Here is a 23,813-nt window from a genome sequence, read left to right as displayed (position 1 = left end):
GTCAGCCGCCGGTGTGGATGTGCGCCGCCCACAGCGTCGGCGCCAGCGGATAGCGCTCCCGCAGCCCGCGCACGGCCGAGTGCAGCGCGTGCGCCGCCGACCCGGTCGCGTCGCCGTGCGCGTAGAAGGCGGTGGTCAGGGCCAGGGAGATCGCGTCGTCGACCTCCCACAGGGTGCCGATGACATGCCGGAACCCGGCGAGCTGGAAAGCGCCGGTGATGTGCAGCGCCTCGTCGACAAGGGTCGGCGGTGCCTGGGCGGTCGCGCAGGCCGACAGGAAGACGAACTCCGCGTCCAGGTCGAGCCGGGACAGGTCGGCCACGGTGAGCGGGCTGGCCTGGTGGTCGTGCACGAGCAGCCGGCCCTGCGCCGGGTCGTGCGGGTCGGCCACCGCGTGGCACGCGAAGTGCGCGTACGCCGAGTCGGCCAACCGGTCCAGGACCTGTTCCCGGGTGGCCGCCGCGTCCAGCCCGATCCACGCTCCGGGCAGCGCCCGCGCCGCCGACGCGGCCTCACGTTCGGCGCTGGGCAGCGCCCCCGGGCCGCCCGGGGTGGCGCGCATCGCCACGACGCACGACCGGGCGTCCGGCCGGGACCGGGGCGCTCCGGTGCGTTTGCGGGCCAGCGCGGTCACCGTCGGGGTGTAGGAGGAGACCACCCGATCGAGCGCCGACCGGCCGGCGCCGGCCTGCGCGGCGTGCAGGGGAAAGAAGGCCAGCGGACCGACCGGGCACCACCAGACGCGCGGCAGCTCGCCGGCCGCCCCGGGCGCGTCGACCCGGTCCAGCACCGGCCCGACCAGGACAGACCACAACCATTCGAGTACGCCGCTGAGCGCCGACTGGGCGCGCAGCCTGCTCCGGGCGTCCGCAGCCGGGTCGTACGCCGTGGTGGTGGCCTCCTGGAGCAGCCGCAGGTGCGTCATCGCGTCGGTGAGCGACAGGTCCGGCAGCGGCAGCACCGTCACGCGACGCCCCCGCAGGATGAGCGCGTCGCAGCGCAACTCGCTCGCGATCGGCACGACCACGGTCCCGTCGACCTGGTCGAGCAGCTGTCGGGCGCTGGGCGCGCGCAGGAAATCGCCCAGACCGGGCAGCTTGCGGATCGTCGCCAGCAGCACGTTCCACTCGGTCTCCCGGTCCCGGCCGAAGGTGGTGGGCCGCGACGTTTCGGGGGCGGGCGCTTCGAAGTCCTGGCGCATCCGCTGGAAGTCCGCCGCCAGACGCCCGTCGACGCGTTGCAGCGCCGCCCACTCGCCGTCGGCCGTCAACCGCTGGTGCAGCAGCAGGCCCCGGCCACGCTCCAGCAGCTCCAGGGCCCGCTCCGGCTGCCCGGCGCCGATCGCGCACGAGGCGGCGGTCGCCGCCAAGCCGGCCGTCGAGCCGAGATCGGCGTACTGGTCGTGTCGGGTACGCCCCCGCGACGCCAGCCGGGGCAGCAACGTGATGGCCTCGTCGAAGGCATCCGTCGCCTCCTCCCACCGGCCCAGAGCGGTAAGCGTGTAGGCCGCCTTGTCGAACGCCTGGATCCGGACCGGCACGGCCCCGGAGTCGATGCGACCGGCGGCGCGCGCCCGCTCGGCGGCCTCGGTCAGCAGCGCCTTCTCACCGGTACGCAGGTAGGTCGCCCGCAACGCCTGGGCGATGGACAACCCGGTCTCGACACGGTGCGGATCGCGCTCGGGCAGAGCGTCCAGCGCCTGGCGCAGCAGGACGAGCGCCTCCTGGAGATAGGCGGGCTCCCCGGTGGCGTCGTAGAGCAGCCGCAGGCTGTAGCCCAACTGGTCCGAGTACAACGCGTGGTTGGGCTCCCCGCGTACGGACAGCGCGAGCGCCCGGCGCAGCAGACCGATCGCCGTCTCCAGGGCCGAGATGTCCCCGGTCAGCTGGTGCGTCTTCATGCCGACCGTGGAGAGGCTGGCGAGCGCCGTCCGATGGTGCGGATGCCGCTCTCCGACGGCGCTCAGCGCGGCGGCGAACTCCTCCCAGGCCTCGCGGAGCAGCTCGGCACGGCCGGTGCGGTCGACAAGGGTGAGTAACGTCTGCCCGGCCAGGAAACGCGCGTCGACGCTCTGCGGGTTGTGCTCCCGCAGCACCGCGACGGCCCGTTCGACATCTGCCGTGTGGGTGGTCCCGGACGCCCGAGTCAGCAGGCAGCGGGCACGCAGCAGAACGATCTGCTCCTGGTTGGGCCCGGTGGCGTCCACCGAGGACACCAGCTCCAACGCCTCGTCGACGTAGTCCTCCACGCCGGTGAGCTGGTAGGCGCGCAACAGCGCCTCCGCGTGAATGCCCCGCAACGCGGGCAGATGCTCCGCGCTGATCCACTGCTCGGCCATCTTGGCGATGGCCGTGAGCCGGTAGAGCGTGTCGACCGAGCCGTCGAAGTCGTGCCGGACCCGATGGACCTGGCAGGTCTTGAGCATCAGCACCGCGCTGTTGGCGAGGTCGGCCGAGGCGTCCTCGGCGAACCGCAGATACTGCTCGGCGATGTCCAGGAGCTGCGGCTCACTCTCGATGCGGGCTCTGGACAGCAGCACATCCGTGTACGTGGCAAGCGCGCGCACACCGTGCGGCGTACCCAGATCCGCAGCCAGGAAGGAGTCGGCCATCGTGCGGATCGCCGCCTCCAGCACGACGGTGGCCTCGATCAGGTCCTGCCGCGCCTGGTCCGCGTGGTAGCGGTCGAGCAGCGCGGCCCCCAGCTCCACCTGGGCCTCGGCCCACCGCCTGTCGCCGCGCGGCCGTCCGGCCGCGGCCCGACGCCAGTGGTCAACGGCGTCCCTCGTGAAGCGACCCACCGGCGCACCTCCCCGTCGCGGTTGCCCCCAGCCTGCCAGCCGCGCGCCACATCGACAGGGGATAATCGGCCGATGAGTCAATCGGCGCCGGACCGGCAGCTCGACGACGACCGGGCCACCCGGCTGGCCCGGGTCTGCGCCGACATCGCGCAGGTGGGTGACCTGCTCGGCCCGGAACCGGCCCGGGTCCTGGCGCGGCTGCGCGACCGGTCGCTGTCCGATGAGGCCGTGGACGCGGTGCTCGCCGAGGTGACCGAGTTGATGCGCCTCGGCGGCCTGGTCGGCGGCGACACGACCGTCCGGGGCGACCGCTACCTGCCGCTGGCCGGCATCCACGGCCGCCGCCCGGAAGTGGTGCGGGTGTGCCCCGGTGACCTGTGCGACCGGGTGGAGATCCCCCGCACGGACACCGGCCCGCCGCCGCGCTGCGCCGTGTGGGACTGCCCGCTGCCGACGTTTCGGATGGACCGGTGAACGCGGTCATCGCCTCGCTCGGCGGGAAGCTGGCCGAGCGGTGGCTCTCCGGCCTGGCTCTGCCCGGTCTGGTGTTCGTGGCGATGGCTGCCGTGGCGGTGCGGCTCGGCCACGCCCACTGGTGGGACCTGCGGCTGCTGCGGCAGGAGGTGGACCGGCTCGCGCTCGGGTCACCGTCGCGGAGCACCGGGTCCGCGCTGCTGATAGTGCTCGGTGTGGTGCTCGGCAGCGTCGTCGCCGCGCTGGCCGCCCAGAGCCTGGAACGCCTGGTCACCGCCCTGTGGACCCAGGACTGGGGCCGGGCCGGCGAGGCCCTGACCCGCCGGCGGCGACGCCTGTGGAACGCCGCCATGGACCGCTACGAGAACGCCCTGCGGGACAAGGCACGCCTGTTGCGGTCCGCCGACGACACCACCGGGCCGCTGCCGGACACCCAGGCGCTCGCCCGCGCCTGCGACCGGATCGCGGTGACCGAGCCGGACCGGCCGACGTGGATCGGCGACCGCATGCTCGCCACTGCCGTACGCGTGCGCGCCTGCTACGGCCTGGACCTGGCCGCCGCCTGGCCCCGACTGTGGTTGCTGCTGCCCGAGGAGACCCGGGCCCCGCTCGCCCTCGCGCAGGCCGACTTCGCCGCCGCCGCCCGACGGGTGGGCTGGGGGCTGCTGTATCTGGCGCTCGGTCTGCTGTGGTGGCCGGCGGTGGTCGTCGGCCTCGGCCTGTGTCTGGCGGGTTGGCGACGGGGCCGCGGCACGGTGTCGGTGCTGGCGGACCTGGTGGAGGCGGTGGTCGACCTGCACGTCCGCACCCTCGGCGCCGCGCTCGGGCATCCCACCGACGGCGCCTTCGGTACGGCCGACGGGGAGGCCGTGACAGTCCTGCTGCGCAAGGACCGGTGATCCCGGGGCTCGGTGCCGCCGGCGCGGGGTTTCCCGGACCGCGCGAATCGGGCATGTAGCTCGGCACTGCTGGAGGGGAGAGACGGCAATGCTGGTAACCGGTTATCTCGGCGCGGTGCTCATCGGTGCGCTCGTCGGCCTGCTCGGTCGACTCATCCTGCCGGGCAGGCAGCGGATCGGCCTCTTCGCCACGTTCGTCATCGGCGTCGGCTCGGCGGTGCTGGGCACCGTGGTCGCCCGGGCGCTGCATGTCGACGACGGCGCCGGCGCGCGAGTGTGGGTGCTGCGCTGGGACTGGGTGGTGCTCGCGATCCAGGTCGGCCTCGCGATCATCGTCGTGGCACTGGCGAACATGCTCACCTTCACCCGGCTCGCCGGCGGCGACGACACCCCGCGCCGGCGGCCCCGACGCAGCCAGGCCAAGGGCTGACGAGCGGCTTCATGGAAGTCGGGGTGTCCCGGCTCGTTGGACACCCCGACTTCACGGAACCCGAGCTGATCTCTGGCCAGGGAGAGGTCCCGGCTCGCTCGATGCGAAAGACTTCTTGCGAAAACGTGCTCCCAGGACGTATAACCGAAAGGAGTCTTTCGTTAGGGCAGTGCTGATGGAGCGGAACGAGCCGGAACGTCGGGTACGCGTCCAGGACGCGACAAAGCTGCGCGCGCTCGCGCACCCGTTGCGCCTGCGGCTGCTGCGCTACCTGCTGGCCGCCGGCCCGAGAACCGCCGCGCAGTGCGCCGAGGCCCTGGACGACACCGGATCGAACTGCAGCTACCACCTGCGTCAACTGGCCCGCCACGGCCTCATCGAACGGGCCCCCGCCGACGACGCCAACCGGCGTGACCGACCGTGGCGCGCTGCCGCCACCGGGCTCGAACTCGTCCCGGATCCCGATGACGCCGAGGGGCAGCAGATCATCGACGCGCTGACCGCCCTGGAGCTCGACGAGGGGTTCCGATCGTTGCAGCGCTACCAACATCAGCAGCACAAACTGACCGACGAGTGGCGGGAGAGCGCCACGTTCCACAGCTACACGCTCTCGCTCACTCCCGAGGAGTTGCGACACCTCACGCTGACCCTGGACGCCGTCATCCGGCCGTACCTGCGCCCGTTGCGAAACGCGCCCCCGAGCGATGCCCGGCCGGTCAGTCTCAACCTTCAGGCGTACCTCACGCCGGAGTTCATCTGAGATGGTCACGCTGCTGCGACACCGCGGATTCGCCCTGATCTGGGCTGCCGGGCTCTTCTCCAGCGTGGCGAGCTGGCTGCTGCTCACCGGGCTGCCGATCTACGTGTTCGGGGTGACCGGTTCGGCGCTCACCACCTCCGCCGTCTTCCTCGTCGAGCTGCTGTGCGGCATCACGCTGGGATCGTTCGCCGGTGCTCTCGCCGATCGTTTCGACAGGTTCCGGCTCATGAGCGGCGTTGCCGTGCTGCAGGCCGCAGTGGTGATCCCGCTGCTCGGCCAACCCGACCACCACCTGTGGGTCATCTCCCTTGTCGCCGGGGCTCAGGCGGTACTGACGCAGACGTTCGACTCCGCCCGCAACGCCGTGCTGCCACGCCTCGTCGAGCCCGCCCACCTGGTACGCGCCAACAGCGTGATAGCGCTCAACATGAGCGTCGGACGCCTCATCGGAGGCTCGCTGGGCGGGCTCGCGATCACCCGCGACGGCACCCGCTACCTGGCCGTCGGCGCCGCCGTGGCCTTCGTGATCACGGCAACCCTGATCGCCGCCGGCCGCCGGGCCGCCCACCACGCAGCCGCGGCGCCGGCGACCCCGGACCGTACGTCTTCGTTTCTCGCCGCCTGGCGACACGGCCTCACGGCGATGCTGCGCAACCGCTCGGTACGGATGACGATCGTGAGTGTGGCGTTGGGCGGCATCGCACAGGGCCTGTTCGTGGTGCTCTTCGTGGTCTTCGTCAGCCGCGCGCTACACGCCGACGGCACCCTCACCGGTGTGCTGCGGGGCGTCCAGGCGATCGGCGGGGTGGTGGGCGGGCTCATCGTCGGCATGTTGGGTGCCCGGCTCAGCCCCCGACTGCTGATGATCCTCGGGGCGACCACCTTCTCCCTGATCAGCCTGGTCATCTGGAACGGACCGGCGGTCACCCGTCAACCCGAGTGGTACGTCGGGTTGTTCATCCTGGTCGGTGCGCCTGGCGTCGCGTACGCCAGCGGAGCGTTCGCGCAGATCCAGCAGAGCGTGCCCGACACCGAGCTGGGCCGGGCCTTCGGCGTCTACTACGCGATCTTCAACGCGTCGCAGGGGCTGGGCATGGCGGCCGCCGGTCTGCTCGGCGACGTGCTCAGCGTCGTACTCGTGCTCAACGTGCAGGCCCTGCTGTACCTGGCCGCCGGCGCGGTCGCCTACGTAGGCCTGCGTGACGTCCGGCGGCAGCGCGCCGCCGTGCGGGAGCGCGCCACCGTCGACGTCGGGTAGACCAGCACGAGCGCGGCTGAGGTTCGATACGCAGGACCGCGACCCTGTCGCCGATCCGAACGACTTCCGAGCTCATGGCAGCGGCTGGTCGCACGGGAATGGGCGGAACAGGCTCGCTGCGCTGCCGAAGCGTGTTCACGTCCTCGCCCGAATCTGTCGGAAGTCTTACTCGGACCGATCGATCGGGGCGGCGGCGGTGCGGTTGGCGGGCGACCTATAACAGACGCATTCGCCGACATAATCACGTCTCGGCGATTTGGCCGGCACGGTGGCGTTGATCACTGGTCTTTCGCTGGTGAAGCCACTCGTCGCAACTCGATCAAGCGACCGACGGCCGACGAAACGGCCGTCCGAGAATGTGGAGATCGATTCTCCGGACCTGCGGTGAGGGGTGAACGTGGCGACGACCGCTCGCCAGGCGAGTGCTTGCACTCCCTCAATTAATGCGCTGCAATTTGGGGTGTGGCGGCGGATGAGCAGGGACGACGGGGCTCTCGGGCGGGCGTTGGCACCCCGAGCGAGGCAGCCGCGACCATGGTCGCCGCGCCGTCCACCGTCACGCGCAAGATGGCCGTCACCGCCGGGACGGGTGCTGCCACCTTTCTGATCACCAATGCGTTGAAGCAGCCGGTGACGACGAGCATTACGCTGTCCATTCTCATCGGCGGAATCACGCTACTGGTGCGTTTTCTCGTGGACTTCGAGCAGCGGCTGGCCGTCGTGGAGGCCTCCTCACGCAGCGGCCAGGTACGCATGGAGAGGCTGGTCGGGGACGCGTTCGCGAAGATCAATGACGCGACCCGATTGTTTGGGTCGATCGAGGCGTCGGCCGTGCAGACCGACCTGGTGACTCAGTTCGTGCAGCACTCGACCGAGATCAGCCCCGATTCGCCTCCGCTGATCTACAACTTCGTGCGTACTCAGATCCGCGACATGTCCGACTTCATCAAGGAGATGGCGGAGGGCGGCGACGTCACCTATTACGGCGAGGACCGGGACTGGCTGCTGGGGCTGACCCGGCATGTGTGCGAGTCGATCGACGCGATCAGCCTGGCCTCGGTGGACGGGGGGCTGTGGCGCAGCGAGTTCGGCCAGCGCTATCTGGATGCGCAACGGCAGGCGGTCGAGGAGAACGAGGCCCGCATCCGGCGGATCTTCATCGTGGACGACCGCAGGGACCTGGCGCATCCCGACATGCAGCGCGCCTGCCGGCAGCAGGAGGAGTTCGGCATTCAGGTGCGGGTGCTCGACCGGGAACGGACGCCGCCGGTGCTGCGGCCGCAGGTCGTCGACTTCATCGTCTTCGACGGGGTGCTGTCCTACGAGACCACCCCGGCGTCCTCGCTGGTCAACGACGCCATGCCGGTCATCGCCGAGACGCGCCTGGTGCTGCGCACGCCCCGGGTGATGGAACGGGTGCAGGTCTTCCGTGCGCTGTGGGCCGCGGCCTACCCCATCGACGAGGAAGAACGGCCGCAATAGGTGCAGGCGGTCGGCGGCGACGCTCTCGACCGACGGCCGCGCCTCCGGCGGCACGGTGATGGCGTTCGCGCCGAGTGCGCTCCCGGGGCTACGGAAGGGGCGCTAGCTCTTTGTCGAGGCGCCCCGTGAGTGCCCGAGCGCGAGGACCATGCCGACGTTCGGGCGCAACGGGTGCTCGGAGTCGATCGGGACCACCTTGACGTCGGTGGCCAGCGGCTGCAGCGTCTGCTCGACGATCACCGCGTCGACCGGAACGGCCGGGAAGCGCACGCCATCGACGTCGTAACCGTCGGAGCCGGTCATGAAGGCCGTCGCGAACGGCGCGTCGGGCCGCAGAGCACGGGTGAAGCAGCGTACGGCCCGATCGAACTCGTCACGGTCGGCCGACAGGGAACAAGCCACGAAGAACATGGTGCCGATATCCCATCGCTGCTGTGGCAGGTCGAAGATGCTGCCCTGCGTGACCGTGGCCTTGGCCCGAAACTCCGCGAGCGGGCGACGGCCGCGCATCGCCGCGGCGTAGCGGTCCCGCTCCGCGTAGAGCTGCCAGAACTCGTCCCACCCGTGATCGAAGCGCCGCCACCGACTCTGCCGGGACCGCAGCCACCGGACGTTGGCCGGCGAGTGTTCGACGAGGTCGACGTGTTCGCAGAGAGGCATCATGGCGAAGGCGGGATAGAGGTTGGCGCCGGCACCCACGTCGAGGCCGCGGGCGGGATGCGAGGGCAGGTTCGCCGTGGCGAAGAAGTCTCTGGTGGCACGGACGATCTGAAGGTCGTCGGGACGCACCGAACGGTAGTTGTGCGCGTGATAGGCGCGTGGCTGGAACGTGTTCCAGTCGACGTCGTTGTTGCGGGTCGGCATTGGCTGCACCTCGTACACCTCGGCCTCCAGGGCGCCGGTCCGCTCCAGACAACCACGACCCGGCGCAGTCGTAGCCCGAAGGCCGCGGACTTCGTGCAATTCGCGGGAGCAGACATTTACCACTGTCATTGGGACTGTGTGGCCGGGTTAGCCTGTGCCGGGGAAGGGGGTGGCTGTGTTCATCTTCGCAACCTCCGGCAAGGGCGGGGCCGGCCGCTCGGTGGTCGGCGCCAACGTGGCCTATCGCAGCGCCCTGACCGGGCGGGACACGTGCTACCTCGATTTCAGCTTCGCGTCGCCGACTGCCGGCACTGTCTTCGCCGTGTCCGCTGTCGCGGGCGGCACGTCGCGTGGGGGGACGCAGTCGTACCTGCTCGCCGAGACCAGTGCACCCCACCGCGTCGACGTGTGGGCCGGGTCGGATCACCCGGCCCTGCGCCGTCGACCGCCGGGCGCCGGTCAGCTCGTCCTGTTCCCCGGTGACCGCAACGGCTCGGAATTCGTCACCACGCCCACGATCGACGAGCGGTGCGCCAAACTGCTCCTGTATCTGGCGGAGGAGTTCCAGGTCGTGATCGTCGATCTGAGTGCAGGCCGCTCCTTCGCCGTCGACATGGCCCTGGCCGCCACGGCGATGCCGGTAGTCCGGAAGGTCCCATCGCGGTGGCTGGTGTTCCACAAGTGGACCCGCGACCATGTGACGGCCGCCACCGGCCTCGTCCACGACGATCACGGCCTGCTCAAGGTGGCCCGCCGGCGCGGCCACGACGCCGAGGCCTTCGAGGAGGGTCTGCACTTCGTACGGACCGCGGTGATCGACCCGTACGCCGAGGGGGCGACGCTCGGCCAGGTGCAGACGGAGTTCCTGCGGGCCTGCGACCGTGATCTGACAAGGCTCGCCGACGGCATGGGCGCCGATCGGACGACTGTGCCGTTCGATGCGCTGCTGCACGGGCGTGAGCAGCTGATCTGCGACGACGACCTGCACGAGCGGAAGATCGCCGGAGCCGGCACGGTCGCCTCCTTCGTGCGGCTCCTGACGATCGTGGTCGAGGGCGAGGAGGCCGGATGATGGGTGTGGAGGTCACGTTCGCCGAGGCGACGGCCGGGCGGCGTACGGAATCCGTTCCGCTCTCGCACCTGTCCGTTGAGGTGGGTCATCTCTACGCGGAAGGTTTCGTGCCCGGCGACGGCGAGATGCTGCGGCATCTCGCTCGGAGCGAGCCGTGGCTGCGGGCGGCAGGCGAATCCTGCCGCCGCCGGTTGCCACCCCGTGTCCGACCACGCGTGAGCACCTGCATCCTCGTCGACGACTACGCGAACGAGATCCCGCCGCCGGACGAGGTGATCAAGCAGCTGCACGTCGCCTGCGAGCAGACGGGAGTCGTCATCGACTACCTCGCTCGCGAATCGGCGTGCGCCGAGGCGGACGGGGTCAGGCTCGCCCGGCTCGTCGCCGACCGCCTGGTGCCCGACCCGGCTTCCCGGGTCACCGGCGCCGGCTCGTTCACCACCGAATCAGGCTGGCTCTGCAACGGACGGCGCTCTCCGGACAAGATCCGGCCGGCCATGCGCCCGCCCGTGCCCTGGGCGCCGCCCGTGGAGAGCACCGCCCCCTGGCACAGCATCTTCGTCGACGTCGAGCTGTGGTCGCAGGACGCCGGGGTGCCGACGTGGTCGTGCGCCCTGTTGGCCTCGGTCTGGCAGCTGGTGCGGCTTGGGCTGCTCCGCCGTCACGGCGCCGTGGTGGCCCGTCCGCAGCGGTTCGATCCGGCCGCGACGCTGCCGCCCGACTGGACCACGATGCCACCGGTTCTGCAGCTCAACCCCGACGCCGAGCCGTTCACCGCCTATCAGACGTGCTCGGTGCTCCGGTCGCCGTTGCTGCCGGTGGAGCACGCGGTGCGGACCATCCTGAGCCAGATCGCCGCGGACGCCGACCTCCTGGACGAACTGCGGCACCGAAGCGTGGCGGAGGGCATCGAGCTGCCGCAGCGGATCGTTGATCGGATCGCCTACATCTTCGTCAACGACTGAACGGCGGTGGCAGCGGCGAGCTGGTCGCGGATCCACTGCACGCAGGCCGTCCACTGGCGAGTGAGGCCCGCCTGCCGGTCCAGCTCCTGCGCCAGGGCACTCATCGAACCGGGCACCCGGGCGCCGGGCATCCACAGGCGCGTGAGGTGTTCGACGAGCAGGTTGAGCCGGTGGACCCGGACCGGCGGTGGCCACGAGGTGGCGGCGAGGTCATCCACCACCGATGACACAGTGGTCACCAGCCAGTCGTGCAACGCCAGGTCCTCGCAGAGGAGTCGGGCGGCGGTCGGGTCGTGGCGGCCCAGCGTCACCTCGAGGCTGCGCGCCTGTCCGGCCCCGACCGTGAAGCTCGCCCGGTCGTCCACCGATGACCGGTCGTCCACCATGATCGACCAGCGCAGGGTCGTACGCGGAGCCCGCAGCGGCGGCCGCCGGTCCAGCAGGTCGCCACGCTGCACCCGGTCGAGCAGCTGCATGGCCACGGCGTCCAGGTCGAGGCTCGTGTGCGGGACCGCGGAGCGGCCAGCGCCGCCACGCAGGTACCCGTCGACCACGGCGGGCGCGCTCACCTTGCCGATCGCGTCCAGCTGCCCGGGCCGGCCGAGGTAGATCTGCCACGGCAGGCGAGTGCTGATCGCGGCCCGTTGCAGCCGCGTATCCACCGAGGACTGCGCGATGCGGCCACCGGTGACGCTCACCCGGCCGATGATCGTGCCGACGACCCGTACGCGACGTCCGGTGCTGCTGGGCGCGTCACAGTCGACGCCGGTGAGCATCTCGGGTGAGGTCGTGCAGGCCATCGGGCGGCGGACCGACACCACGGCGGCGCCCTCGACGAGGTCGAGCAGTTCGGCCGCACGGTCGACCGGCAGCGCACCGGAATGCTGCACAAGACCGGTGTGGACCGCCCCGAGGGTCAGCATGTGTCCATTGTGCCGCCCGATCCGGCTAGGCGCCCGCGATGGCCTTGAGGGCCGTGTCGAGCGCCTGGTCCGCCGGAACGGGCACGTCGGGGATCACTCCGACGCCCTCCCAGTTGGTGCCGGTGACGCTGTTGATGGTCCGGGCGGTCGGCACGGTCACGAGGATGTGTTCGGTGACGGGGTGGCGGGCCGTCGGATGCGCGCCGCCACGCGTCGTCTCACCGACGACGACCGCCCGACCGTGCGCCTGCAGGGTGTACGCCACGTCCTCGCCACCGGAGAACGTCATCGCGCTGGTGAGCACATGGACCGGACGGTCCGCATAGCGCGGCGCGGGAAGGTGCGCGGTCGTCCAGAACTGGCGCGTGGCGCCCGTGGACCGCTCGTAGAAGTCGTTGAGGTGCACCTGGTCGTCGCGGAAGAAGTAGCTGCACCACATCGCGGCGCCCTCCGGCGTTCCGCCGCTGCACGCGCGCAGGTCGAGGATGAGCGCGGAGCTGAGGGCCACCAACTGCATGGCCGCGCCGATCGCGGCGGCGCCGTCGTCGGCGTACGCGATGCGCCGCACGTCGACGAGCCCGACGTTCCCGTCCAGGTGCTCGACGCGGCGGATCCCCTGGTTCTCCGCGCGCAGCAGCGCGCGGAACGCGGCCTGCCCCCCGTCCTCGTCCGCCGGATCCAGCGACTGCGGCCGGTCCGACCACAGCAGCCGCAGATGCCTGTCCGGGCAGGCCTGCTGCAGGTGGGCGGTCACCGTCTCGCAGAGCGCCGGCCCGTCCAGGTCGTCGTAGTCGCCCGCCGCGAGATGGCGCCGGATCGCGGCGTCGATGTCCGCGACCCGGTCCGGAAAGACGTACCCTGCCTCGATCCGGTCCAGGGCCTGTCCGATGATCTTTTCGTTGGGGAGCACGGCGGGCACGATAGACCGCCAACGGCCTCCTGGCCACCGAATTTCGCCCAGCCGCCACGATCCACTCGCTGTCAGGTCACGGTCAGTCGTGGGAGAGGCGCCGTTCGATTCTCAGCCCCCGACCGAGCTGCCAGGAGGCGGTGGGCCACGCCGCGACGAAGCCGGCGATCAGCCCCAACTGCCCGGCGAACCAGAAGATCGGGCTGTCGGGTCGCAGGGGTGGCTCGGGAAAGACCACGCGGTGCGCGAGCGTCAGCCACCCGAACAGCGCCAACTCGAACGCGGTGATGGTCAGCAGTTCGACCCGGACGACCGTGGACATCGCGTGCCAGACCTTCGTGCCGCTGCGACCGGGCGCGCCGACGTACCGGAAGAGCACTGCTATCACCACCGCCGTCAGGTAGTCCCCGGCGTAGTCGACCCACAGGGTCTCGTGGGCCGGATCGGATCTCATCAGGTACAGGGCCACCTCGGCGACGACGAAACCGAGGGCGCAGTGGGCGCCGCAGCGCGACACCTGGGTGACGACGATGCCCCGGTGTGGACTGCGGGGCTGGTCCTCGCGCCGCCGGCGGGAGAACGCCTCGGGCCTACCCCAGTTCCAGTAGAGGCGCACGGCCGCCGGGCCGATGTAGAGGACTGTCACCAACCAGACGATCTCCATGACCCGGACCGGCTGACGGTGCCCGCGAAGGTAGGTGTCGGTGACGACGATCGCGCAGCTGACGACGCCGACCGTGAGGGAGACCCAGGCCAGTGCCAGGAGCCAGGTCGGTTGCATCCTCGCCCCTCTCCGCGCGTCGGGCGTCGGCGCGTTCCGCAGTCGAGCGCCGAGGGGTCTCCGCAGTCTCTCAGCCCGTTCGACGCGCGGGGACCTAACTGCCGAAGTCGACGCGGGTGAGGGAGACGGCGCGGTGGGCGGCGAGACGTTCGGCCTGTGCGGTGACGGCCGCGCGCGCGGTACGCGACAGCGGCTGCCAGGGCTGGACCGCGACCGTGAACGTCCTGCCGGACTTACGGGGACGCCAGGTGCCGACGAGGTCACCGTCGACCAGGACGGCGCCGGGGCGACCCAGCACCGGCCACAGCTCCTTGGCGCGGGCGGTGTCCGGCACCAGCGTCGTCCGGTCCTTGGCCTGCAGGAACAGGTCGAACGGGCCGAGGAGGCGGGCGCCCCTGGCATCGGCCGAGTCCAGCGCCTCCTCGTCGGCGGCCAGCAGCGAGCGCGCCTGCCCGTCGACAGTCACCTCGATCACGTCGTCGGGCCAGCGGGCCTTCACATCCTTGACCGGGGCGTCCAGATAGTCGGCCACGTGTTTCGGGGTGGCCGGGCCGAGCAGGCGAAGGTAGGCGCGGACGAGGTCGAAGCGGTCGCCCGCGCTGGCCGCCCTGCGGAACCCGGTGATGCGTCGCAGGACCGGTGGTGACGTGTCGAGCTCCAACTCCAGCCCGGCGCGCACGGCGGCGAGCCGGAACGGCATCTCGTAGATGTGCGTGGCGTCGCAGGGCCGGCAGAACCGCTGATACGGCTCGGGCAGCACCGCGGCCAGGCGGCCGGACACGTCACCCTTGACCGTCGGCATGGTGACGATGGCCCGCATGCGGGCTGCCACCTCGTCCAGGGCCGCGAGATTGGCGATGCCGGCCGCCTTCAACGGCTTGGCGGCGTCGTAGATGCGCTTGCCCGCGTCGGCATCGGAGAACGGTTCGAGCGCTGCCACCACGCGCCCCACGTCGGCCCGCCGGTAGAGGTGCGGGGCGCCGCGCACCGTCCACAGCAGGACCACCTGCTCGTCGGACAACGCGGTCACGTCGACCCCGCGCGCGGCCAACGCCCACCGGGCGCCGTCGGGGCCGGTGTTCTGCACACCGATGGCCAGGACGGCGGTGTCGGCGAGCGTGCCCTCACCCCTGTCGAGCTGCTGGGCCCGGACACGGAAGCGCAGCACCTGACGACTGTCAACCATGCCTGCACCCTAGGGCCTCCCGCGGCGGTGGCTGTTCCGGTCGCGCCATCGCCGCGATGGTGACCGCACCGAGCCTGTCGTCATCCGGACACCAGGTGGCGTGCCCGCCCGCCACCTGCGTGGACGGTCGCCGCCGCACCCACCAGCCGGCGCGGGGCGTCGGCGTGGGTGCCCACGCGCGGTGTCCGGATGGTGCAATAGGGGCACGTTGCTGGCGTCGCTGACGGAGGTGCTCGTGGACGGTGTGGAACTGCTTCTCTCCGCGCTGGCGCTCGGTGTGTCGACTGGCGTCACCGACGCGACAAGCGTCGCGGTCCGCGACGCCGCCGAGAGCTTCCGCAGCCTGGTCCGCCGCCGGCTGACGGGCGACGGCCAGGAGGCGCTGCGGTCGTTGGAGGCCGAGGGCACCGAATCGGACGTCTGGCAGGTACGCCTCGCCGACGAACTCACCCGAGCGGGCGTCGACCGGGACGAGCAGATCCTCCGGCTCGCGCGGGACCTGTTGGCGCGCGCCGAGGCGCCCGCTGCCCGCACCGAGATCGGGCCGGTCGACGTGCGCGGGGCACAGGGCGTCCAGTTCGGCAGCGCCAGCATCCAGCACATCACCTTCAACTGAGGCAGCCGGGCGGATGGGCGACAGCGGGCAGCCGGACGACAACCGGTCGCGCGGCATCGACGCCCGCCACGCCCGGGGCGTGCAGTTCGGCGACAACAGCCTCCAATACATCAACTTCGGCCCGGTCGTGCGATCGGCGTACCTGGCGGAGGTGCACCGGATCGCCCCGGCCGAGCTGCTCGACCGGGATGCCGAGCTGGCGCGGCTCGCGGCCTTCTGCACGGCTGACGGGCCGGGCGCGTACCAGCGGTGGGAGGCCGAGCCGGGCGCCGGGATGACCGCGCTGCTGTCCTGGTTCGTGCTCCACCCGCCCCCGAGCGTACGGGTCGTGTCGTTCTTCGCCATCGCCCGCCGCGCCGAACAGGACACCCGCGACGCGTTCGTCGACGTGGTGCTGGAGCAGTTGGTCGAGCTGACCGACGGGACCATGCCGGGTCATCTCACCAGGGCCACTGGGGAGGCGCACCTGCTGAGCCGGTACACCGACGCCGCCCGGGCATGTGAACAGCGGGGCGAACGGTTGGTGCTGGTGGTCGACGGCCTCGACGCCCGGCGCAACGCCTCGGGTGTCGCGACGCTCCTGCCCGACCGGCTGGTCGGTGAGATGCGGGTGGTGCTCGGCACCGACGTCGGATGGCGGGTCCCCGCCGACCTGCCACCGCGGCATCCGCTGCGGGAACGGACCCGCCCCCACCCGCTGCCGCCGTTCGTCGGCCCCGCCGAGCGGGCCCGGCGGAAGGCGGAGGCCGCCCGGCGGAAGGCGGACGCCGCCCGACGGGCCGACGAGCGGACCCGGCGCGAGGCGGAGGCCGCCCGACGCGCCGAAGAGCAGGCGCGACACAAGGCGGAGGCCGCGCGGTTAGCTGAGGAGCAGGCGCGACGGGAAGCGGAGGTCGCCCGGCGGAAAGCCGATGAGTCGGCCCGGCGGGAGGCGGAGCGCGAGCAGGCGGCCGCCGAGAAACGCCGCAACGTACAGCGGCAGATCGACGAGTGGCAGGCCGCCGAGGCGCAACGGGTCAGCCTGGCGGCTCGGGCGGCAGCCGTGCGTCGGGCGCTGACGTTCGTCGTCGGGTGGACGGCCCTCTTTGTCCTTCTCACCTGGCTGGCCCTGGGCTGGGCCCGTCCGGGGATCGCGGGCATCCTGAGCGCCCAGCTCGTGGCGGGCGGGCTCGCCGCCGCGATCGTGCTCGTCCCGGCCGCGTTCCGGCTCGGCGGGGCGTACGCGCCGGCGCCGGCCTCGCCCGCCGCCTGGATCGACCGATCCCGGTATGGCCTGCTGCTGCAGTTGATCGCCTTCCCGGTGCTCGTCGTCGTGGGCGGAGCTATGGCGAGCGACTACCTCGACTACCGCGACCACCGGCAACTGGAGCGTTCCCTCGGCATCGCCGGGGCCCTGCCCTCGTTCGACGAGGTGGTGGCCGCGTTCTTCCTGCTGCTCGTCGCGGGCGGCTGCGTCTGGGCCGGCTGGTGCCTCGCCGCGAGGTCCGTCCGGCCCTGGGAAGAACGGCACCGAGAGCAGCAACGCGCGTACCGGGAAGCCGTCGGCGGCCGCGGCACCCGCCCGCGCCGCTGACGGCGACCCGGACCGTCCGTCAGGTGGTCCGCGCTCCGCGCCGGGCGAGCACGTCGCGGATGGTGAAGACGACGAGCGACAGCGGCACGAAGACCCACAGCTGAAGGACGGTGTAGCGGCGGAGCTCCCGGTCCGTGTCGGCGCCGGTCAGCTCGGCGTCGAGGGCGCCGCGCCGCGTCAACATGATGGCGTACGCGGACAGCGGAGCGTAGTTGAGGCCCGCCCCGACGAGCCACAGGCCGAACGCCCGGGCGCCGAGTTCGTCGGAGGACGCCAACAGCCAGCTGCCCCACACCACCATGGCGACCACACCGACGAGGAACTCGGCCAGGATGATCCGCCGTCGGCGGGTGGTGCCCCGGCTGCCGTACATGTCGATGGCCGCCAGACGACGAACGTTCATGAGGCGATGATGCCATCGGCGAGCAACCTCCGGAGTCGGGCCGATTCCGCTCGGGCGACCCGGCCCTGAATCGGGCCGCGGGCCGGGGCATGTCCGTGGTGTCGCGCGCGGATCTCCCGAAGATGGTCCGGTGGGCGCCGGACTACAGTTCGAGGGTGATCAGTGCACCACGGGAGGCGCAGGCGCGCGTCGGTCCGGTCGGCGCGTTGCTCTTCCGACTGGTGTTCCTGGCCATCTGCCTGCCCGGCCCGCTCCTGCTCGCCGTCGCCGTGACGCTGGCGCCACCGCGGTCGTCCGCCGAGTTCTGGGGCCTTCTCGCCGGCGGCATCCTCGCGACGATCATCGGAGTCGGCTTCGGCGTCCTCGGGTTGCGGCTGGTCACCCGTTCGCGCCGCGACGCCCGTCGGCTGTCCAGCGGCGGTGTCGCGGCGACGGCGGAGATTCTCGCGGTGACGAACCAGCCGGGCGGCGAGGAGCCCGCACTGGAACTGCGCCTGCGGATCAGCGGACCCGGATTCGCGACGTTCGAGGCGGAATCGATCCGACCGGTCGACCCGGCTCTCGTGCCGGGCGCGGTGCTGGCTGCCGTCGTGCATCCGGCTGACCGCCTTTTTACGATCGTCTAGCGGCCACCCGGGATGGGTGCGCCATCCGTCGGCGCAGCAGGCGGTCGACGTCGGAGAGACCGGAGGGTGGCGTGCGCGTTCGAATCGAGGGCAGCGACCTCCCGGGTCGGCGCGGTGGCGCGGACGCCGACGCGCTGCGGCTCGGCAACGTGCACGTAGGGGTCCAGCGCAAAACCGAGGTGATCGATCGCGTGCCGGCCGACGCGATCACCGCCACCTGGACCGTCGAGGTGTCCAGCCGGGAGGTCGACGGGATGCTGGACGTCGGAGGGCCGTTCGTGCACGGCCGTGCCGGAGCGCGGTTTCTGTACCTGAGCTGGGGCACGGTGACCGAGGACGGGTTCGCGATGTTCCGACGAGCGAAGCTGATGTTCACCGACGTCCCGACCGCGCTGCTGCGCGCCGCACACGAAGACGGCGGGCTCCTGGTCGGCAGACTCGGCCTGACGGACGCGACCGGGGAGCCGGTGTGCGCCTGGGTCCAGCCTCCCGCCATCACCTGGACGGTGGAGTAACAGGCGGTCGCGGCCGCTGGCACCGGCCCGCGCGCAGCCCCCTGTCACGGCGAACGGGTGCTGGCCGGCGGCGTGGCCAGCAGGGAGGGGCGGGACAGGTGGGGACGTGCCACGAGCTGGCGCGGCGGCCGCGGCGGTGACGGTGTGGCGATGGCTGCACGATGCGGCTGCGGCTTCGGCCGTCCGGTGGTCGTGGCCGTCCGGGCCGTCCCTGGCCCGCCGGATCGTTGCGGCTGTCCCGGCGGCGCCTGCCGTCCCGGCTGCCCGGTCGCTCGAGGCGACGGGGGAGCCGGGACCGGGCGAGCGGCGGCGTGGTCGTCAGCGTTTCGTGGGGTCGAGGGCGGCGACCTCGCGTACGGCTGCGGCGACGGCCGCGAAGTCCTTCTTGAGGATGGCGCCGTGGTTGCTGGTGACCTTCGCGCCGACGCGGATGTTCGGGTTGCGGGCGGTCACCGCGTCGAGGCTGGTGCGGATGCGTTCCTGCTCGTCGCCCTTGCTGCCGAAGGACGTCCCCGACGCGACCACGTACCGCACCGGGACGGTGATGGCGTCCAGCACCGGGCCCAGCTCGTGCTCGCTGGAGAGTCGCCCCAGCTCGATGTTGCTCTCCGCCTGCTCGTCGGCGTTCATGCGCGGCGCCAGGCCCGTCGGGCGCAGCAGCGGCAGGAACCAGCGCATCCGTCGGAACAGCTTGCGAATGCGCTGCTCCATGGCCTCGTCCAGCCAGTCGTAGGGGAAGGCGCCGTCGACCAGCACCGCTCCGATGGCGCGGTGTGGGTTGCGGTGGGCCCAGTGCGCGCCGACGACCGCCCCGTAGGACCAGCCCACGAGCACCGCCCGGTCCACGCCGCGGGCGGCGAGGACGGCGTCGACGTCCCGGACGGCCGCCTCGAACGAATAGTCCGCCGAGCGTCCCGACTTTCTGCCCCGGGCTCGTTCGTCGTAGGTGATGTGCCGCCATCCGGTACCCAGGTCGGCGATGACGTGCCGCCAGTATCCCTGCGTGGCGAACTGGCCGTTGAGGAAGACCACCGGGATGCCGGGACCGCCGGTGTCCGTGACGGCCAGGGCCGTGTCGTCGACCGGCACCATGCCGGTCCACGTCGAGCTGGTCGAGGAGGGGTTGTTCGTCGTCATTGTCGTACTCCTGAGGGGTTGGGGGTTCAGAGGCTGCGGGCGGTGATGTCGCCGTGCGCGGTGGTGGCGTGGATGTCGAGGTCGGCGTTGCCGGTGTTGGTGAGGGCGTTGCGGACGCGGCCGTGACCGGTGCCGGCGTCCAGGGCGGCCGAGACGCCGCCGGCGGCGGCGACCGAGATGTCGCCGGACTGGGTACGCAGCACGACCGTGCCGCGCCAGGCCTCGGCGACGTGGATGTCGCCCCGCGTCGTGCTGATCTCGGCCGGGCCGTTGAGCCGACCGACCTCGACGTCGCCGTCGATCGCGGTGAGACGGACGCTCGCGGCCTCGTCGATCTTGATGTGGCGGTACGCGCCGTCGACTGTGACGTCGCCGAGGCGTCCGACGCCGCGCAGCTCGGCGCTGGCGGCCCGAACCTCGACGCGGGAGTCGGCGGGCAGTCGCACGGTCACCTCCACCGAGCCGGAGGGGCCCACGAGCCGGTTGGTGGGAGGCGCGGCCGTGACCCGCAGAACGCCGTCGGCGTACGCGATGGTGGTCTTCTCCGCGGCCCGGGTGTCGCGGTCCCGGCCGGGATCGGTGGGCCGGACCTCGACTGTGGTGTCCGCGCGGTCGGCGGCGATGACCTGGACGCGACCGGCGGGGAGGTCAAGGACGGCGGAGATGGGGGCGGGGGTCGGAAAGCTCTGCATGGTGTGCTCCGGTGCTCGTTCGGTGTTTCTGATATGCGAAACGCTACGTTGCTTTCCACATCACAGCAACAAGTTCGTTGCGAAGAAAGAACGTATGCCTAGCTAGAGGGCCTAAAACTGTTGCAATGGTTTATCGGATAACGCAACGCAACGGGTGGCGACCATTGCAATCGGATGCCGGTGAACGCTATGGTGGGAGCGCGCGGGCCGCTACGACAACCACCACGGAGGAGATCGCGATGCCGGGAGGCAGACTCACCCAGCAGGAACGCCAGCAGATCGCGCTGGGGCTGGCCGACAGCCTTCCCTACGCCGAGATCGCCCGGCGGCTCGACCGTCCGACGTCGACGGTCACCCGTGAGGTGCTGCGCAACGGCGGCCCGAACGCGTACCGTGCCGACCTGGCCCACCGCGCCACCGAACGTCGCGCCCGCCGACGCGCGCCCGCCTCCACCCGCGCGGCCGAGTCGGCCCCGCAGCCGCACGGCCGGGACGCCGAGGCCGTCGCCGAGTACGCGGAGACGTTCACGACAGTCCTCATGGCCTCGGGCCTCAACAAGATGTCGGCCCGCGTGCTTACCTGCCTGTTCACCACCGACACGGGCAGCCTCACCGCGTCGGAGCTCGCCCAGCGCCTCCAGGTCAGCCCGGCGTCCATCTCCAAGTCGGTCGCCTTCCTGGAGAGCCAGACCCTGGTGCGCCGCGAGCGCGACGAGCGCCGCCGCGACCGCTACGTCGTCGACAACGAGCTCTTCTACCAGGCGACGATCGCCAGCGCCCGCGCCAACGACCGGGTCGTCGAGACGGCACGCCAGGGCGCCGCCGTCCTCGGCCCGCACACACCCGCCGGCGCCCGCCTGGAGAACATCGCCCGATTCCTGGACTTCATGAGCGAGAGCATCACCCGCGCCGCCGAACAGGCCCGCGAGGTCCTGCACGCGAGGCTGGAGGCCGGCCCCACCGGCTGATCAGCGCTGCTCGGTGCGATGCCGGGCGAACGCGTCGACCCGGCCCCACCGGCCGGGGATGTCCAGCAGCGCCACCCGGGCGAAGGCGGACGGCAACGCGGGATTCACGGCGAGGTGGTCGTCGTGCGGGTCGATGCCGAGCATCGTGCGCAGCAGCAGCATGGGCGCTCCGCTGGACCACGCCTGCGGGCTGCCGGCGGTCGGGTACCGCACCGGGTACCGGGTGGTGCCGCGGTCGAACCCTCCGAACGCCTCGGGCAGCCGACCCTGGAAGTAGGTCGCGGCCGAGAGGATGCTCTCCGCGATGCGACCCGCCTCGGTGGCGAACCCGTAGCGACGCAGACCCCAGGCGATGAACGAGTTGTCGAACGGCCAGACCGTGCCGTTGTGATACCCGAGCGGGTTGTAGCGGCCCTGCCCCTCGGCGAAGGTCCGCACCCCCCAGCCGGAGAACAGCGCCGGACCCATCAGATGTTCGACCACCCGCGTCGCCCGCTCCGGTGGCACGATGCCGCTCCACAGCAGGTGCCCGATGTTGGAGGAGAGGCTGTCGACCGGAGTCCCGTCGTGGTCGAGCGCGAGGGCGTAGTAGCCCTGCTCGTCGAGCCAGAAATCGCGGTTGAAGCGGTCGTACAGCGCCGCCGCCTCGCGTTCCAGCCGGTCGGCGTAGTCCGGGTCACCCCAGAAGGCGCGCGCCATCCGCGCCCCACGGATCTTGGCGTCGTAGGCGTACCCCTGCGTCTCGCAGGTGGCCCTCGGGAACCCGGGCAACCGGCCGTCGGCGTAGGAGATGCTGTCCCAGGAGTCCTTCCAGCACTGGTTGTCCAGCCCGGTGGCGCGGTTGCGTTTCTGGTACCAGACGTAGCCTGTCGACGTCAGGTCGGCGTACGTGTCGATCCAGGTCAGTGCCGCGCGAGCCTCCTGCTCCAACTCCACCACCAGCGCGGTGTCGCCGCTCCACCGCTCGTACTCGTCGAGCAGCACCACGAACAGCGGCGACGCGTCGACCGTGCCGTAGTAGGGGGAGTGGGGCTGCTCCTCGAACGCGGCCGACTCCCCGTAGCGCAGCTCGTGCAGGATCCGGCCGGGATCCTCCTCCAGGACGTCGTCGGTCCGGGCGCCCTGCAACGACGCGAGGATCCGCAGGGTCGGCGGGGCCAACGACGGTGTGACGGGCAGGGTCTGCAGGCAGGTCAGCAGGCTGTCGCGGCCGAACAGGGTCATGAACCAGGGCAACCCGGCCGCCGGTACGGTCGCGCCGCCGAGCGAGAGCGGCGCGAAGCGCAGCGCCGCCAGGTCCACCAGGCTGCGGTGGTACACCTGCTGCAGCGCCGCGCTCTCGGTGTCCAACGTCGGGGCCTGTGCGACCCACTCCCGCACGCTGTCCGGCAGGGTCGAGTCGTCCGGCCGCTGCGCCCGCAGGGCGTCACGCAGGTCGACGCCGTCCGGGCGCAGCGTCCGCATGGAGGCCTGCAACTGCGTGGTCCACTGGTGCCCGGGCTCCAGGCGCACCGCGAACCGGAGGCCGCCCGGGTCGATGGTGGCCTTCTCGCTCGCCGACACGACGACCTCCCGGCGGTACGTGCCGCGCCGGTAGCCCAACCGCAACTCGCCCCCGTCGACCCGGGTGTAGCCGGTGCCGGCCTTGTCGTGGATGTCGAACTTGATCTCGAAGATGTCGGCGAAGTCGGCCGCCACCTCCAGGCGTACGTCCAGGTCGACAACCCCCTGGCCGTAGTTGAAGAGCGTCAGCGACTCGGTCAGGTCCGGACCGATGCGTCGCCGCCGGATGCCGGACACGTCCGCCTCGACGTAGTCGACGGCCCCGCCCGGCGCCACGAAGAACGTGACCTCGTAGTACTGGCTGTCATCCACCGACAGGGCGGCCATGCGCTCACCGTTGACGGTGAGCACCCAGCGGGACAGGAAACGCGTGTCGGCGGCGAACAGCCCGACCGGAGTCGCCGGCGAGGACTCCACGTCGCCACTGGCGTCCGACACGATGAACGTGTTCCCGTCGATACACGACACGGTGCCCGGGATGTCCCTCACGACGTGCCGCTCGGCGTCGGCTGTTCGCTCTGCCCCCCGCCGCTGTTCGCGCGGGGAAACAGCCGACCGAGCCGCAACGCCAGGCCGAGGTCACCGTCGACCAGGATCTCGCCGCGGGTGATCGCCGCCAGCCCGTTCACCTCACCCCGCGCCATCGCGTCCGCGACAGGCACGGACACCCTGATGACCGTGTCCGCGTGATCGGGGCTCCTCGTCACCTCCATGCGGCCGTGGTCGATGATCAGAAGCCACTGCTCCAGGTCGTCCCCGTCGCCGATGTCGAAGCGCACGCTCCCACACACCTTGCTGAAACGCGGATCCTGGCAGGCAGCGGCCAGTCGCGAGAAGAAGTCACTGGTCGCCGTCATCCGACCTCCCCAGCCGCTGGTAGGAGCGCATGCGGTTACCCGGTCGGCGACACTCCATT

At 71.5% G+C, this 23,813-nt stretch carries 24 protein-coding genes; 13 read left to right on the top strand and 11 right to left on the bottom strand.

The window, feature by feature from the left end; genetic code table 11:
* Position 1 precedes the first annotated feature (1 nt).
* Positions 2–2,800: a CHAT domain-containing protein gene (locus ACGFIE_RS10165; protein WP_393293065.1), complete on the bottom strand. Its 2,799-nt coding sequence runs from the start codon at positions 2,798–2,800 to the stop codon at positions 2–4.
* A 72-nt stretch (positions 2,801–2,872) separates the two neighbouring features.
* Between ACGFIE_RS10165 and ACGFIE_RS10160 the strand changes: the two genes are divergently transcribed.
* The 6 genes from ACGFIE_RS10160 (at position 2,873) to ACGFIE_RS10135 (ending at position 8,103) form a co-directional block, all read left to right on the top strand.
* Positions 2,873–3,274, top strand: coding sequence for a hypothetical protein (locus tag ACGFIE_RS10160; protein WP_393293064.1), 402 nt, complete (start codon positions 2,873–2,875; stop codon positions 3,272–3,274).
* Positions 3,271–4,173, top strand: a complete 903-nt coding sequence (locus ACGFIE_RS10155; RefSeq protein ID WP_393293062.1) for a hypothetical protein — start codon at positions 3,271–3,273, stop codon at positions 4,171–4,173. The genes ACGFIE_RS10160 and ACGFIE_RS10155 overlap by 4 nt, the downstream gene beginning before the upstream one ends.
* 88 nt (positions 4,174–4,261) lie before the next feature.
* On the top strand, positions 4,262–4,603 hold the full coding sequence (locus tag ACGFIE_RS10150) for a GlsB/YeaQ/YmgE family stress response membrane protein (protein WP_393293059.1): 342 nt from the start codon (positions 4,262–4,264) through the stop codon (positions 4,601–4,603).
* A gap of 175 nt (positions 4,604–4,778) precedes the next feature.
* Complete coding sequence (locus ACGFIE_RS10145) at positions 4,779–5,363, top strand: winged helix-turn-helix domain-containing protein (protein ID WP_393293056.1); 585 nt, start codon at positions 4,779–4,781, stop codon at positions 5,361–5,363.
* 1 nt (position 5,364) lies between these two features.
* On the top strand, positions 5,365–6,621 hold the full coding sequence (locus ACGFIE_RS10140; RefSeq protein WP_393293053.1) for an MFS transporter: 1,257 nt from the start codon (positions 5,365–5,367) through the stop codon (positions 6,619–6,621).
* A 462-nt stretch (positions 6,622–7,083) separates the two neighbouring features.
* Positions 7,084–8,103, top strand: a complete 1,020-nt coding sequence (locus ACGFIE_RS10135; protein WP_393293051.1) for a hypothetical protein — start codon at positions 7,084–7,086, stop codon at positions 8,101–8,103.
* Positions 8,104–8,205: 102 nt separating this feature from the next.
* Here ACGFIE_RS10135 and ACGFIE_RS10130 read toward each other — a convergent pair whose 3' ends face one another.
* Positions 8,206–8,967 carry an SCO2525 family SAM-dependent methyltransferase gene (locus ACGFIE_RS10130; protein WP_363685751.1) on the bottom strand — a complete coding sequence of 254 codons (762 nt, stop codon included), beginning with the start codon at positions 8,965–8,967 and terminating at the stop codon, positions 8,206–8,208.
* Between the two features lie 175 nt (positions 8,968–9,142).
* Between ACGFIE_RS10130 and ACGFIE_RS10125 the strand changes: the two genes are divergently transcribed.
* Complete coding sequence (locus ACGFIE_RS10125; protein ID WP_393293049.1) at positions 9,143–10,039, top strand: SCO2523 family variant P-loop protein; 897 nt, start codon at positions 9,143–9,145, stop codon at positions 10,037–10,039.
* Positions 10,036–11,004, top strand: coding sequence for an SCO2522 family protein (locus tag ACGFIE_RS10120; protein ID WP_393293047.1), 969 nt, complete (start codon positions 10,036–10,038; stop codon positions 11,002–11,004). The genes ACGFIE_RS10125 and ACGFIE_RS10120 overlap by 4 nt, the downstream gene beginning before the upstream one ends.
* Here ACGFIE_RS10120 and ACGFIE_RS10115 read toward each other — a convergent pair.
* The 4 genes from ACGFIE_RS10115 to ACGFIE_RS10100 form a co-directional block, all read right to left on the bottom strand.
* Positions 10,983–11,927 carry an SCO2521 family protein gene (locus ACGFIE_RS10115; RefSeq protein ID WP_393293045.1) on the bottom strand — a complete coding sequence of 315 codons (945 nt, stop codon included), beginning with the start codon at positions 11,925–11,927 and terminating at the stop codon, positions 10,983–10,985. The two genes, ACGFIE_RS10120 and ACGFIE_RS10115, sit on opposite strands and share 22 nt — an antisense overlap.
* Positions 11,928–11,952: 25 nt before the next feature.
* On the bottom strand, positions 11,953–12,837 hold the full coding sequence (locus ACGFIE_RS10110; RefSeq protein WP_393293043.1) for a S41 family peptidase: 885 nt from the start codon (positions 12,835–12,837) through the stop codon (positions 11,953–11,955).
* 82 nt (positions 12,838–12,919) lie between these two features.
* A complete protein-coding gene (locus ACGFIE_RS10105; protein ID WP_393293041.1) occupies positions 12,920–13,618 on the bottom strand; it encodes a DUF4396 domain-containing protein in 699 nt (232 codons plus the stop codon).
* A 94-nt stretch (positions 13,619–13,712) separates the two neighbouring features.
* Positions 13,713–14,804, bottom strand: coding sequence for a winged helix DNA-binding domain-containing protein (locus ACGFIE_RS10100; RefSeq protein ID WP_393293039.1), 1,092 nt, complete (start codon positions 14,802–14,804; stop codon positions 13,713–13,715).
* Between the two features lie 235 nt (positions 14,805–15,039).
* On the opposite strand from ACGFIE_RS10100, the gene ACGFIE_RS10095 reads away from it, so the two are divergent.
* Positions 15,040–15,420, top strand: coding sequence for a hypothetical protein (locus ACGFIE_RS10095; RefSeq protein WP_393293036.1), 381 nt, complete (start codon positions 15,040–15,042; stop codon positions 15,418–15,420).
* 13 nt (positions 15,421–15,433) lie between these two features.
* Positions 15,434–16,993, top strand: coding sequence for a hypothetical protein (locus tag ACGFIE_RS10090; RefSeq protein WP_393293034.1), 1,560 nt, complete (start codon positions 15,434–15,436; stop codon positions 16,991–16,993).
* 19 nt (positions 16,994–17,012) lie between these two features.
* On the opposite strand, the gene ACGFIE_RS10085 is transcribed toward ACGFIE_RS10090, so the two are convergent.
* Positions 17,013–17,396 (bottom strand): hypothetical protein, encoded by a 384-nt coding sequence (locus tag ACGFIE_RS10085; RefSeq protein WP_393293033.1) that lies wholly within the window; start codon positions 17,394–17,396, stop codon positions 17,013–17,015.
* A gap of 155 nt (positions 17,397–17,551) precedes the next feature.
* On the opposite strand from ACGFIE_RS10085, the gene ACGFIE_RS10080 reads away from it, so the two are divergent.
* Both ACGFIE_RS10080 and ACGFIE_RS10075 read left to right on the top strand, forming a co-directional pair.
* Complete coding sequence (locus ACGFIE_RS10080; protein ID WP_393293030.1) at positions 17,552–18,022, top strand: hypothetical protein; 471 nt, start codon at positions 17,552–17,554, stop codon at positions 18,020–18,022.
* A 71-nt stretch (positions 18,023–18,093) separates the two neighbouring features.
* Positions 18,094–18,537 (top strand): DUF5990 family protein, encoded by a 444-nt coding sequence (locus tag ACGFIE_RS10075; protein ID WP_393293028.1) that lies wholly within the window; start codon positions 18,094–18,096, stop codon positions 18,535–18,537.
* Positions 18,538–18,855: 318 nt separating this feature from the next.
* Here ACGFIE_RS10075 and ACGFIE_RS10070 read toward each other — a convergent pair whose 3' ends face one another.
* Together ACGFIE_RS10070 and ACGFIE_RS10065 are read right to left on the bottom strand one after the other, a co-directional pair.
* Entirely contained in the window at positions 18,856–19,674 is an 819-nt protein-coding gene (locus tag ACGFIE_RS10070; protein ID WP_393293025.1) for an alpha/beta fold hydrolase, read from the bottom strand.
* A 26-nt stretch (positions 19,675–19,700) separates the two neighbouring features.
* A complete protein-coding gene (locus ACGFIE_RS10065; protein ID WP_393293022.1) occupies positions 19,701–20,366 on the bottom strand; it encodes a DUF4097 family beta strand repeat-containing protein in 666 nt (221 codons plus the stop codon).
* A 239-nt stretch (positions 20,367–20,605) separates the two neighbouring features.
* On the opposite strand from ACGFIE_RS10065, the gene ACGFIE_RS10060 reads away from it, so the two are divergent.
* A complete protein-coding gene (locus ACGFIE_RS10060) occupies positions 20,606–21,334 on the top strand; it encodes a helix-turn-helix domain-containing protein (protein WP_393293019.1) in 729 nt (242 codons plus the stop codon).
* Here ACGFIE_RS10060 and ACGFIE_RS10055 read toward each other — a convergent pair whose 3' ends face one another.
* Positions 21,335–23,377 (bottom strand): glycogen debranching N-terminal domain-containing protein, encoded by a 2,043-nt coding sequence (locus tag ACGFIE_RS10055; RefSeq protein WP_393293215.1) that lies wholly within the window; start codon positions 23,375–23,377, stop codon positions 21,335–21,337.
* A 5-nt stretch (positions 23,378–23,382) separates the two neighbouring features.
* The gene (locus ACGFIE_RS10050; protein ID WP_393293016.1) at positions 23,383–23,754 is read right to left on the bottom strand and encodes an SCP2 sterol-binding domain-containing protein; all 372 of its coding nucleotides are present in this window, start codon (positions 23,752–23,754) and stop codon (positions 23,383–23,385) included.
* Between the last annotated feature and the right edge of the window lie 59 nt (positions 23,755–23,813).

This window comes from Micromonospora sp. NPDC049275 (assembly GCF_043197115.1).
Classification (GTDB): Bacteria; Actinomycetota; Actinomycetes; order Mycobacteriales; family Micromonosporaceae; genus Micromonospora.
The sequence above is the reverse complement of the archived record's forward strand: the minus strand, read 5'-3'. Positions and strand labels throughout refer to the sequence as shown.

Bases quoted from the DNA above. Each gene is read 5' to 3' on its own strand.
- ACGFIE_RS10145 (WP_393293056.1), top strand. From the start codon at position 4,779: ATGGAGCGGAACGAGCCGGAACGTCGGGTACGCGTCCAGGACGCGACA.
- ACGFIE_RS10070 (WP_393293025.1), bottom strand. From the start codon at position 19,674: ATGACGACGAACAACCCCTCCTCGACCAGCTCGACGTGGACCGGCATG.
- ACGFIE_RS10100 (WP_393293039.1), bottom strand. From the start codon at position 14,804: ATGGTTGACAGTCGTCAGGTGCTGCGCTTCCGTGTCCGGGCCCAGCAG.
- ACGFIE_RS10105 (WP_393293041.1), bottom strand. From the start codon at position 13,618: ATGCAACCGACCTGGCTCCTGGCACTGGCCTGGGTCTCCCTCACGGTC.
- ACGFIE_RS10065 (WP_393293022.1), bottom strand. From the start codon at position 20,366: ATGCAGAGCTTTCCGACCCCCGCCCCCATCTCCGCCGTCCTTGACCTC.
- ACGFIE_RS10115 (WP_393293045.1), bottom strand. From the start codon at position 11,927: ATGCTGACCCTCGGGGCGGTCCACACCGGTCTTGTGCAGCATTCCGGT.
- ACGFIE_RS10090 (WP_393293034.1), top strand. From the start codon at position 15,434: ATGGGCGACAGCGGGCAGCCGGACGACAACCGGTCGCGCGGCATCGAC.
- ACGFIE_RS10120 (WP_393293047.1), top strand. From the start codon at position 10,036: ATGATGGGTGTGGAGGTCACGTTCGCCGAGGCGACGGCCGGGCGGCGT.
- ACGFIE_RS10050 (WP_393293016.1), bottom strand. From the start codon at position 23,754: ATGACGGCGACCAGTGACTTCTTCTCGCGACTGGCCGCTGCCTGCCAG.
- ACGFIE_RS10160 (WP_393293064.1), top strand. From the start codon at position 2,873: ATGAGTCAATCGGCGCCGGACCGGCAGCTCGACGACGACCGGGCCACC.
- ACGFIE_RS10140 (WP_393293053.1), top strand. From the start codon at position 5,365: ATGGTCACGCTGCTGCGACACCGCGGATTCGCCCTGATCTGGGCTGCC.
- ACGFIE_RS10130 (WP_363685751.1), bottom strand. From the start codon at position 8,967: ATGCCGACCCGCAACAACGACGTCGACTGGAACACGTTCCAGCCACGC.
- ACGFIE_RS10085 (WP_393293033.1), bottom strand. From the start codon at position 17,396: ATGAACGTTCGTCGTCTGGCGGCCATCGACATGTACGGCAGCCGGGGC.
- ACGFIE_RS10150 (WP_393293059.1), top strand. From the start codon at position 4,262: ATGCTGGTAACCGGTTATCTCGGCGCGGTGCTCATCGGTGCGCTCGTC.
- ACGFIE_RS10060 (WP_393293019.1), top strand. From the start codon at position 20,606: ATGCCGGGAGGCAGACTCACCCAGCAGGAACGCCAGCAGATCGCGCTG.